Raw genomic sequence first — 11,887 nt, forward strand, 5'->3', positions numbered from 1 at the left:
CCGGAGAAGAGTTCGGCACATTCTGCACAGCTCGTCGGAAGCGGCGGCGAACGAACGGGAGAGAGAGCAGCGTGAGCAGCACCGAGACATATGACGTCGTCGTCGTGGGCGGCGGCCCCGGCGGTTCGACCCTGGCCGCGCTGGTGGCCAAGCAGGGGCACTCGGTGCTGCTGCTGGAGAAGGAGTTCTTCCCCCGGTACCAGATCGGGGAGTCCCTGCTGCCGTCCACCATCCACGGCATCTGCCGGCTGTCCGGTGCCACGGACGAGCTGCTCCGGGCGGGCTTCCCGGTCAAGCGCGGCGGCACGTTCCGCTGGGGCGCCAACCCCGAGCCGTGGACGTTCTCCTTCTCGGTCTCGCCGCGGATGGCGGGCCCGACCTCGACGGCGTTCCAGGTGGAGCGCTCCAGGTTCGACAAGATCCTGCTCGACAACGCCCGCCGGTGCGGTGCCGAGGTCCGCGAGGGCTGTGCGGTCACCGAGGTGCTGGAGGAGGGCGAGCGGGTCACCGGGGTGCGCTGGACCGACGACGGCGGAGCGCAGCGGGAGGCCGCCGCCCGGTTCGTGGTGGACTCCTCCGGCAGCAAGAGCCGGCTCAACCAGCGGATCGGCGGACACCGGGAGTACTCGGAGTTCTTCCGCAACCTGGCGCTGTTCGGCTACTTCGAGAACGGCAAGCGGCTGCCGGAGCCCGACCGCAACAACATCCTGTGCGTGGCATTCGACAGCGGCTGGTTCTGGTACATCCCGCTGAGCGACACGCTCACCAGCGTCGGGGCCGTCGTGCGGCGGGACCTGGCGGAGAAGGTGCAGGGCGACCCGGAGAAGGCACTCCAGGCGCTGATCGACGAGTGCCCGATGATCTCGGACTGCCTCGCCCCGGCCCGCCGGGTCACCGAGGGGCAGTACGGCGAGGTGCGGGTCCGCAAGGACTACTCGTACCACCACACCTCCTTCTGGCGGCCGGGCATGGTGCTGGTCGGCGACGCCGCCTGCTTCGTCGACCCGGTCTTCTCCTCCGGTGTGCACCTGGCCACCTACAGCGCGCTGCTGGCCGCCAGGTCGATCAACAGCACGCTGGCCGGAACGGTCGGGGAGGAGGCGGCCATGAACGAGTTCGAGGCCCGCTACCGCCGCGAGTACGGCGTCTTCTACGAGTTCCTGATGTCGTTCTACGACATGCACCAGGCGGAGGGCTCCTACTTCTGGGAGGCCAAGAAGGTCACCCGGAACAGCCGCTCCGAGATGGAGTCCTTCGTGGACCTGGTGGGCGGTGTCTCCTCGGGCGAGTCGGCGCTCACCGGCGCCGACGGGATCGAGCAGCGCCTGCACACGCAGAACCGGGAGTTCGCCTCCGCCGTCGAGACCATCGCCGACGGCGGCAACGACAACTGGGCGCCGCTGCTGGGGTCGTCCGTCGTCCGCGAGGCCATGACCGAGAGCTCCAAGGTGCAGATGCACGCGGCGCTGGGTGAGGACGCCGAGGAGGAGACGCCGCTGTTCGACGGCGGGCTGATCCCCTCGGCCGACGGCATGACCTGGGTCCGCGCCGCGGCGGACTGAAGCGCGGCACCCGCTGCCGGCCCCACCGCCACCGGGGCCGGCGGCGGCTTCGACCACAGCACGCTCGGGCGCGGCACCGCGGAGCACGACGGCAGGGGGCGCACCCCGCCGTCGGGCCCGGTGGGTGCGGCCCCGGTGAAGCAGTACGAGCCCGAAAGAAGGTGCACCATGTCGAACAGCACGGCACCCGAGTTCATCGCCGAGGTCGACCGACTGCGCGAGGAGATCAAAGGGTCCCGCGAGTCCTTCCGCGACCAGGAATTCCTGGACCGGCTCGCGCAGCGCATATCCGAAGCCCCGCACCTCGGTCGGCAACCGGCCGCCCGGGCGCTGGTCGAGGATCTGCGGAACTTCTCGTCCAAGCCGCGCCTGGAATCCGTGAAGGCGCACATCAGCGAAGAGCGCGACCATCACATCTTCTCGCTCTTCGACGCCTCCTATTTTCCGTCCCTCTCGCTGGAGTATCTGACCTACGAGACACTCCCGACGAATCCGCATCTGGCGACCCGGTACGCCAGCAACACCATGCCGGTGAACATCACGGCTCGTTCGAAGGGATTCTCGTCGCGTGTTGTCGTGGCGCTCTTCCCGGAGAATCACATCGACGGCGTCCAGCAGGGGGACGACCTGATCTTCTATTTCATCGACAAATTCGTCGAGCGGCACAACCGCATCACCCGCAAGATGATCGACGAGGTCATGGCGCCGGGCAGCTTCCCCTTCCTGCAGGGCGTCGACGACACCACGGTCGAACAGGCTTCCTCGTGGTGGGTCCGGCTGCACGAATACCACCACCGGCACGGGGACATGCCGATCCCCGATTTCCTGCCGTTCAAGAAGAAGAAGCCGCTCGCCGGGCTGGAGGAGCTGCGTGTCGACGTCTCGGCGATGCTGGTGTGCCTGAACGATCCCGAACTCCCGCGTCGGGAGGCCCGGTTGGCCTACGAGTACATTCTCTCCGAGCGGTTGCTGCGCTACGCGGTGGAAGGCATTCCGCGCCCCAACTACGACGCCGTGGCCTCGCAGTTGCTCTTCAACTACCTGTCCGAGAACGGCGGGATCGAGCTGCGCGGCGGAGCGATCCGGCTGCACTCCGGACTGCCCGCCGTACTGGCGCAGTTCCTCGGCGAGATCGAGCGCATCGAGGGGGAGATCCACAGCACCCCGGTCGAGGACGTGCAGAAGAAGCTGCTGGAATTCACCAATCAGTACACGGACTACGACCCGGAAGCGAAGGACTATCGGCACATTCCGTTCTTCGCCGAGGTCAAGGAGCGCCTGGGTGTCTGAGGCCGAAGCCCGGGCGGCGGCGATCCGGCCGTACCGCGGCGGATTCGCGGCCGCCCGGGAGGCCGGCGCCGGGATTGCCGCGCCGGGACCGGAACGGTCGGGGAGAGGGGCGCCTCCGACCGGCCGCCCGCGAGGATCGCGACCCTGGGTTCATTGCCTTCCGCAGGCGGCGTCCGATAGCATTACTGGTGCTCACCGGGGGAGTTGACGGGTGCGACCGAGGTCCCTCCCGGAGGGCCTGTGGCCGTGCAGTCCGCGGCCCGTTCGACGGGGGTCAAATGAACGTCAGTGGTCTTCACGGGTGCAGCGGCGACGCTCCCCCATTCTGAATTCCGGCGGCACCGGGCCGCCTTCTTCTCTTGCGCCCGAGGGTTCTGCGGGATTCCTCGGAGCGGAAATCAGCCGCCATTCCGAGGAGCGGCGGCTGCTGATTTCCGTGTGCCCGCATTGAATTGTTGCATTCGAATCCACTCCGCGCTCGCGTGCCCGGAAGCCGGCGGGGCGGTCCCGCCGCGGGGGCCGGTCCGGTCCGCCGCCGGAGCCGACCGGGCGCGGACGGTCAGGTCCGTGTGAGGAGTCACGTGCGACAGGAGCACCCGGGTCGGAACCACCGGGCCGGCCACACCGTGTCCGGCCCGCAGCACAGTCCCGCGGTCGCCGTCGTCGGAATGTCCTGCCGCGTCCCGGGCGCCGACGACCTCGACGCCTTCTGGGAGCTGCTGCACGACGGCGTCGAGGCGATCGGCGACCTGCCGGAAGGGCGCTGGGATCTCGGCGACCTCCCGGACGGCGATGCACCGGCCGGGTTGCGGCGGGGCGGATTCCTGGATCGGATCGCCGACTTCGACCCGGGATTCTTCGGTATCTCGCCCCGCGAGGCCGCGGCGATGGACCCGCGGCAGCGGCTGGCCCTGGAGCTGAGCTGGGTCGCGCTGGAGCATGCCCGGGTGGTGCCGGAGACGCTGCGCGGCGGCTCCGCGGCGGTGTTCCTGGGCGCCACCGGCGACGACTACGCCGCGCTCGTGCACGGCAGCGGCGAGGGCGCGGTCTCCCACCACTCGCTGGCGGGACTCAGCCGGGGGGTGATCGCCAACCGGATCTCCTACCAGCTGGGCCTGCGCGGACCGAGCCTCACGGTGGACGCGGCGCAGTCCTCGTCGCTGGTCGCCGTGCACCTGGCGTGCGAGAGCCTGCTGTCGGGCGCTACCGGGCTGGCGCTGGCCGGCGGCGTCCATCTCAACCTCACGCCCGCGAGCACGCTCGCCTTCGCCCGCGCCGGCGCGCTCTCGCCGGACGGCCGCTGCTACGCCTTCGACGCCCGGGCGAACGGCACCGTCCGCGGTGAGGGCGGCGGTGTCGTCGTGCTGAAGCGGCTGGCGGACGCGGTGGCCGACGGCGACCGGGTGCACTGCGTACTGCTCGGCGGCGCGGTGAACAACGACGGCGGCGGCGCGGGTCTCACCGTCCCCGACGGCGATGCGCAGCGCGCACTGCTGCGCGACGCCTGCGACCGGGCCGGGGTGGACCCGGGCGAGGTGCGGTATGTCGAGCTGCACGGCACCGGGACGAAGGCGGGCGACCCCGTCGAGGCGGCGGCGCTCGGCGCGGTGTTCGGCCGGAACCGGCCGGACGGGCGGGCGGCGCGGGACGCTCCGCCCCTGGCGGTCGGGTCGGTGAAGACCAACATCGGGCATCTGGACGGGGCCGCCGGTGTGGTGGGCCTGATCAAGGTCGCGCTGTCCCTCGGCCACCGGAAGCTCCCCGCGAGCCTGAACCACTCCGGGCCCCCGCCCGCCATCCCGCTGGACCGGCTGGGAATCCGGGTCAACACCGCCACCGGCCCGTGGCCGGACGGACCCCGGCTCGCCGGGGTCAGCTCCTTCGGCCTGGGCGGCACCAACTGCCATGTGGTGGTGGCCGAGGCCCCGGCGGACTCCCCGGCAGAGGAGCCCGCCGAGCACGGGGAGGCGCCCCCGGCCCGGACGCGCCGGACACCGCGCCCGGCGGCGGCTCCGGTGCCGGCGGTCCCCTCCCGGTGCCGGTGCTCGTGTCCGGCAGGACGGAGGGGGCGCTGCGGGCCCAGGCCGGACGGCTGCTGGAGCGGGTGGCGTCCGACGCCGGGCTGCGTCCCGCCGATGTGGGGTACGCGACCGTCACCACCCGCTCGGTGCTGGAGCACCGCGGGGTCGTCGTCGCGGCGGACCGCGCGGAACTGCTGTCCGGACTGACCGCGTTGGCGGCGGGCGAACCCGCGTCGAACGTGGTGGACGGCGTGGCCGGTGCCGCCCCGGGCGTGGTGTGGATGTTCCCGGGCCAGGGGCCGCAGTGGGCCGGTATGGCACGTGAGTTGTGGGAGTCCTCGGCGGTGTTCGCCGCCCGGATGGACGAGTGCGCCCGGTTGCTCGCCGACGAGGTCGACTGGTCGCTGCGCGAGGTGCTGGACGACGAGACGGCGCTGCGGCGCATGGACGTCATGCAACCCGCCCTGTTCGCGGTGCAGATGTCGCTGGCCGAGGTGTGGCGCGCCGTGGGGCTGTCGCCGTCCGCCGTGCTGGGTCACTCCCAGGGGGAGATCACCGCCGCGTGCGCGGCCGGGATGGTGCCGCTCGGCGACGCGCTGCGGCTGATGGTCGAGCGCAGCCGGATCATCGCCGCCGAGCTGTCCGGGCACGGTGCGATGGCCCAACTCGCGCTGCCGCCAGAGGAGATCGACTCGGGCGAGGTCGCGATCGGCGCGGTCAACGGTCCGAACGCGACCGTGGTGTCGGGCACCGTCGAGGCCGTGCGCCGGACGGTGGCCGACTGCGTGGCACGGGGCGTGCGCGCGCGGATGGTCCCCATCGACTACGCCTCGCACTCACCGCAGGTGGAGGCGGTCCGCGAGCAGGTGCTGCGGGCGGCCGGACACCTCACGGCCCGGGACACCGAGGTCGCCTTCCACTCCACGGTCACCGGTGGCCGGCTGTCCGCGGACGCGCTGGACGCCGAGTACTGGTACCGGAACCTGCGGGAGCGGGTGCGGCTGGAGGAGGCCGTCCGCTCGCTGTCCGCGGCCGGCCACAGGGTGTTCGTGGAGGCCAGCCCGCATCCGGTGCTGACCGTGCCGGTCCAGGACACGGTCGGCGGCGTGCCGGGCGCCGTGGTGCAGGGCACCCTGCGGCGCGGCGAGGGCGGTCTGCGGCGGCTGCTGCTGTCCATGGCGGAACTCCACGTCAACGGGGTCGCCCTGGACTGGCGGCCGGTGTTCGAGGGCACCGGTGCCCGGACCGTGCCGCTGCCCGGCTACGCCTTCCAGCGGCAACCCCACTGGATCAGCACCGGGTCCGCCGCCGTCGCCCCCGCGCCGCCCCCGGCGCCGGAGCCCCGCCCGGAGCCCGAGCCCGAGCCGGTTGCCGACACCGACGCCGACACCGACACCGGCCCGTCGGCTCCGAGCGACCGGGAGCTGCGGGACCTGGTCCGCTCCCAGGCGGCGGCCGTCCTCGGACACGCCGACCCCGACGCCGTCCGCCCCGACCGCCCGTTCCAGGAGCTGGGCTCCGACTCGGTCACGGCGGTGGAACTCAGCAAGCGGCTGAGCCGCGCCACCGGACTGCGGCTGCCCACGACGCTGCTCTACGACCATCCCACCCCGGCCGCTCTCGTGCGGCACCTGCACCGGGAGCTGGCGGGGGACGCCGCGGACGGTGCGGAGGGCGCGGAGCGGCCCGGCGTCGCGGGCGACGCCGTGGCGATCGTCGGCATGGGCTGCCGGCTGCCGGGCGGCGTCTCCTCGCCCGAGGAGCTGTGGCAGCTCCTGGCCGCGGGCACCGACGCGGTCTCCGCGTTCCCGGAGGACCGCGGCTGGAGCCCGGACCCGGCGGAGACGGGGCACGTCCGAAGCGGCGGCTTCCTGTCCGGTGCCACGGACTTCGACGCCGACGTCTTCCGGATCAGCCCGCGGGAGGCGCGGGCCATGGACCCGCAGCAGCGGCACCTGCTGGAGGTGTCCTGGGAGGCGCTGGAGCGGGCGGGGATCGACCCCGTCTCGCTGCGCGGCAGTCGGACGGCCGTCTTCGCGGGCATCTCGGACCAGGACTACGTGCCCCGGCTGCACGAGACCTCCGACAGCTTCGGCGGCTACGCGCTGACCGGCGGAGCGGCGAGTGTGGCGTCCGGTCGGGTGGCGTACACGCTCGGTCTGGAGGGTCCTGCGGTGTCGGTGGACACGGCGTGTTCGTCGTCGTTGGTGGCGTTGCATCTGGCGGCGGGGTCGTTGCGTGCGGGTGAGTGTTCGCTGGCGCTGGCCGGTGGTGTGGCGGTGATGTCCACCCCGGGGATGTTCACGGAGTTCTCCCGGCAGGGCGGTCTGGCGCCGGATGGCCGGTGCAAGGCGTTCTCGGCGGCTGCGGACGGTACGGGGTGGTCGGAGGGTGTGGGGGTGCTGGTGCTGGAGCGGCTCGCGGACGCGCGGGCCAACGGGCACCGGGTGCTGGCGGTGGTGCGCGGCTCGGCGGTCAACCAGGACGGCGCCTCCAACGGGCTGACCGCCCCCAACGGACCCTCCCAGCAGTCGGTCATCCGCGCCGCGCTGGCGAGCGGCGGGCTGACCGCCGCGGAGGTGGACGCGGTCGAGGCGCACGGCACCGGAACGGTGCTGGGCGACCCCATCGAGGCGCAGGCGCTGCTGGCGACCTACGGGCAGCAGCGCACCGAACCGCTGTGGCTCGGCTCGGTGAAGTCCAACCTCGGGCACACCCAGGCCGCCGCCGGGGTGACCGGTGTGATCAAGATGGTGCTGGCGATGCGGCACGGGGTGCTGCCGCGCACGCTGCACGTCCAGGAGCCGTCCCCGCACATCGACTGGTCGGCCGGTTCGGTGGAACTGCTGACCGGCCGGCGCCCCTGGCCCACGGCCGACGGGCGGCCCCGCCGGGCCGGGATCTCCTCGTTCGGCATCAGCGGCACCAACGCCCATGTCGTCGTCGAGCAACCGTCCCCGGACACCGGGCACGCACCCACCGGGGAGCCGGCCGCCGGGCCGTCCTCCCCCGTGCCGGTGGTGGTCTCCGGTGCGTCCGAGGCGGCGCTGCGGGACCAGGCGGACCGGCTGCGCCGCCGGGTGGCCGCCGACGCGGACCTGAGCACGGCGGACGTCGGGCGGGCGGCCGCCGTATCCCGTACCGCGTGGCGGCACCGCGCCGTCGTCGTGGCCACCGGCCGGGAGGCGCTGCTGGCCGGGCTGGACGCGGTGGCGCGGGACGCGGAGGCCCCGGGCACCGTGCGCGGAGCGGCGGCCGGGAGCGACCGTCCGGTGGTGTTCGTCTTCCCCGGCCAGGGCTCCCAGTGGGTCGGCATGGCCGTGCGGCTGCTGGACGAGGCGCCGGTCTTCGCCGAGCGGTTCCGCGCCTGCGCCGCGGCGCTCGCCGAGTTCACCGACTGGGCACCGGAGGACGTGCTGCGGCAGGCGCCGGAGGCGCCGACGCTGGAGCGGGTGGACGTGGTGCAGCCGGTGTCCTGGGCGGTGATGGTCTCGCTGGCCGCGCTGTGGCGCTCCTACGGAGTGGAACCGGCCGCCGTGGTGGGCCATTCGCAGGGAGAGATCGCCGCGGCGTGTGTGGCCGGTGCCCTCTCGCTGCGGGACGCGGCGCGGGTGGTCGCGCTGCGCTCCCAGGCGGTGGCCGGGGGGCTGGCCGGGTTCGGCGGCATGATGGCGCTGGGGCTGTCCGCCACGGAGGCGGCGGACCGGGTCGAGGCGTGGGACGGCCGGCTCGAAGTGGCCGCACTCAACGGCCCGGCCGCCACCGTGGTCGCCGGTGACCCGGAGGCGCTGGAGGAACTGGGCGCCGCCTGCGCGGCGGACGGGATCCGGGCCCGCCGGATCCCGGTGGACTACGCCTCCCACACCTCCCAGGTGGAGCGGATCGAGGACGAACTGACGCGGGTCCTCGCCGAGGTGCGGCCCCGCCACGCCCGGGTGCCCCTCTTCTCCACCGTCGAGCGCGACTGGCTGGGCGAGCGCCGGACGGACGCCGCCTACTGGTACCGCAACCTGCGGCAGCCGGTGCACTTCCGGTCCGCCGTGGAGGCGCTGGCCGAGCAGGGCTACGGAACCTTCGTCGAGGTCAGTCCCCATCCGGTGCTCACCACGAGCGTCCAGGAGACCCTGGAGGGCCGGGTGGGCGAGGCGGCGGAGGCGATGGTCTCGGGCTCGCTGCGGCGTGACGAAGGCGGTCTGGAGCGGTTCCTGACCTCGGTGGGGCAGGTGTGGGCCCGCGGCACCGCGGTGGACTGGAGCCCGCTGTTCGACGGGTGCGGCGCACCGCCCGCCGAGCTGCCGACCTATGCCTTCCAGCACCGCCGCCACTGGCTGGACGCCGCCGTGGACCGGCCGCTGCTGGACACCGTCGTGGACCTCGCGGACGGTTCCGGCACCGTCCGCACGGAGCGGCTGTCGCTGCGCACCCGGCCGTGGCTCGGCGATCACCGCGTGCTCGGCCGGATCGTGGTGCCGGGAACCGCGCTGCTGGAGATGGCCCTGCGCGTCGGTGACACCGTCGACGAACTGACGCTGCACGCACCGCTGGTGGTGCCGGAGCGCGGCGAGGTCGAGGTGCAGCTCACCGCGGCCGCGCCCGACGACGCCGGACGGCGTGCCGTGCACCTCCGCAGCCGGGCCGCCGCGGACGGCGAGGACTGGCAGCTGCACGCCACCGGAACGGTGCGCACGACCGGTCCCGGCGGTACGGACGGTGCCGCCCTCGACCTCACCCGGTGGCCGCCCGAGAGCGCCGTGCCGCTGGACCGTACGGGCTGGTACGACGAACTCGCCGCGCGCGGCCTGGAGTACGGGCCGTGGTTCCGGAACGCGCGGCAGGCGTGGCGGGACGGCGCCGATCTCCTCGTCGATCTCGAACTGGCCGACGAGGCGGGTCCCTTCGGGGTGCATCCGGCGCTGCTGGACACCGCGCTGCATCCGCTGGTGCTGGAGGCGGGTGCCGGGACCGCCCCCATGGTGCCGTTCTCCTGGACCGGGGTGCGGCTCGTCCGGCCGGGCGGTGCCCGGCTGCGGGTCCGCATCAGCCCGCACGCCGCGGACCGCGCTGCGCTGACCGCGGCCGACGGCAGCGGCGCCGAGGTGCTCTCGGTCGACTCCCTCACCCTGCGGCCGCTGGACGCCCGGCGGGTCGACCCCGGGCTCTTCCAGGTGGACTGGCGCGAGGCGGCCGTCCCCGCGGGGCCGCTACCGGCACGGGACGCCCGCACCACCGTGCTGGCGGTTCCCCCCGGCGCCGGGGACGCGCCCGATGTGCCCGGCGCCGTCCACCGGGTCGCCGAGTCCGTGCTGGACGACGTCCGCACCTGGCTGGAGAAGGCCGGCGGCGACGACCGGCTGCTGGTCGTCACCCGGCATGCGGCGGCCGTGGAACCGGACACCGTGCTCGACCTCGCCGCCGCCGCGGTGTGGGGCCTGCTGCGGCCGGCGCAGACCGAACACCCCGGCAGGATCGTGCTGGTGGACTCCTGCGGGGACGGCGAGCCGACCGCCGAGGAGCTGGACCGCGCGCTGGCGTCGGACGAACCCCAGGTCGCGCTGGACTCCGGTCGGGTCCTGGTACCCCGGCTCGGCCGCGGGTCGGTGCCCCCGCCCGATCCGGAGCGGGAGCCGTTCCCGTCCGGCGGCACCGTGCTGATCACCGGCGGTACCGGTGGACTGGGTGCCGCCACGGCCCGGCACCTGGTGGCCCGGCACGGCGTGCGCCACCTGCTGCTGGTCAGCCGCAGCGGCCCGGCCGCCGAGGGCGCCGAGGACCTCGTCGCGGAGCTGACCGCGGCGGGCGCTGAGGTCTCGGTGGCCGCCTGCGACGTGGCCGACCGGGCCGCACTGGACGAGGTCCTCGCCTCGGTACCCGCGGCGGCGCCGCTGCGGGCCGTGGTGCACGCGGCGGGCACTCTCCAGGACGCCGCGCTGCTGTCGCTGACTCCGCGGCGGCTCCGCGCGGTGCTGGCGGCGAAGGTGGACGCTGCCTGGCGGCTGCACGAGGCGACGGCCGGCGCGGACCTGTCGGCGTTCGTGCTGTTCTCCTCCGTCTCGGCCACCGTCGGCCTGCCCGGGCAGGCGAACTACGCGGCCGGGAACGCGTTCCTCGACGCGCTCGCCCACCACCGGCGGGCTCGGGGCCTGCCCGCGGTGTCGCTCGGCTGGGGCCTGTGGGAGCAGGCCACCGGCCTGACCGCCGGGCTGGCCGGCGCCGACCGGGAGCGGATGGCGCGGCTGGGACTGCGCCCGCTGCCCGCGGACGACGGGCTGGCCCTGCTCGACCTCGGCGTCGACGCGGACCGGGCGCACCTGGTGCCCGCCCGGTTCGAGCTGTCCGCGCTGCGCGGCGGCGATCCGCCCGCGATGCTGCGCGCGCTGGCCGGGGCCGCGCCCTCGCGCGGCCCCGGCCGGCCGGAGGAGGGGCAGTCGCTGCGCGACCGGCTCCTCGCGCTGCCCGAGCACGACCGGGAGGTGACGGTGCGGCGGTTGGTGCAGGCGGAGGTGGCGTCGGTGCTGGGCCGCTCCGGGGCGGGAGAGGCGTCCGCCGAGCGGGGTTTCACGGACCTCGGGTTCGACTCGCTGACCGCGCTGGAGCTGCGCAACCGGCTCGGCAGGCTCACCGGGCTCACGTTGACCGCGACGGTCACCTTCGACCATCCGAGCCCGTCCGCGCTGACGCGGCACCTGCTGGAGCGGCTCGCGCCCCCGGAGTCCCGGCCCGCAGCCGGGCCGGTGGCCGCCGAGCCGCCCGTGCCCGGGCCGGTGGCGGAGGAGCCGCTGCTGACCGCACTCGACCGGCTGGAGGAGAGCGTGACCGCCGTCGCCGACGACGCGCTCCGATCGGCCGTCACCACCCGCCTGTGGGAGCTGCTGGCCGCGGTCGGCTCCGCGCAGGAGACGGCGGCGCCCGTCCACGACCACGAGGTCGCCGCCGCGAGCGCGGACGAGCTCTTTGCCCTGATCGACGATGAGCTGGGAAGGCCCTGACATGAGCGACGAGAAGCTGCTCGGCTAC

General features: G+C 74.1%; 3 protein-coding genes and 1 pseudogene. All 4 read left to right on the forward strand.

Annotated features, from left to right (window positions below; all coding sequences use genetic code 11):
• The first annotated feature begins 71 nt into the window (after positions 1-71).
• The 4 genes and pseudogenes from A949_RS0108560 to A949_RS32880 all read left to right on the forward strand — a co-directional run bounded on the left by A949_RS0108560 (position 72) and on the right by A949_RS32880 (position 11,859).
• Entirely contained in the window at positions 72-1,562 is a 1,491-nt protein-coding gene (locus A949_RS0108560) for a tryptophan 7-halogenase (RefSeq protein WP_019355591.1), read from the forward strand.
• Between the two features lie 168 nt (positions 1,563-1,730).
• On the forward strand, positions 1,731-2,852 hold the full coding sequence (locus tag A949_RS0108565) for a DUF6421 family protein (protein WP_019355592.1): 1,122 nt from the start codon (positions 1,731-1,733) through the stop codon (positions 2,850-2,852).
• Between the two features lie 668 nt (positions 2,853-3,520).
• A pseudogene (locus A949_RS38950) lies at positions 3,521-4,747 on the forward strand (polyketide synthase); the annotation flags it as partial.
• A gap of 152 nt (positions 4,748-4,899) precedes the next feature.
• Entirely contained in the window at positions 4,900-11,859 is a 6,960-nt protein-coding gene (locus A949_RS32880; protein ID WP_158687562.1) for a type I polyketide synthase, read from the forward strand.
• The last annotated feature ends 28 nt before the right edge of the window (positions 11,860-11,887 follow it).

It is taken from the genome of Streptomyces sp. AA1529 (genome assembly GCF_000280905.1).
Taxonomy (GTDB): Bacteria; Actinomycetota; Actinomycetes; order Streptomycetales; family Streptomycetaceae; genus Streptomyces.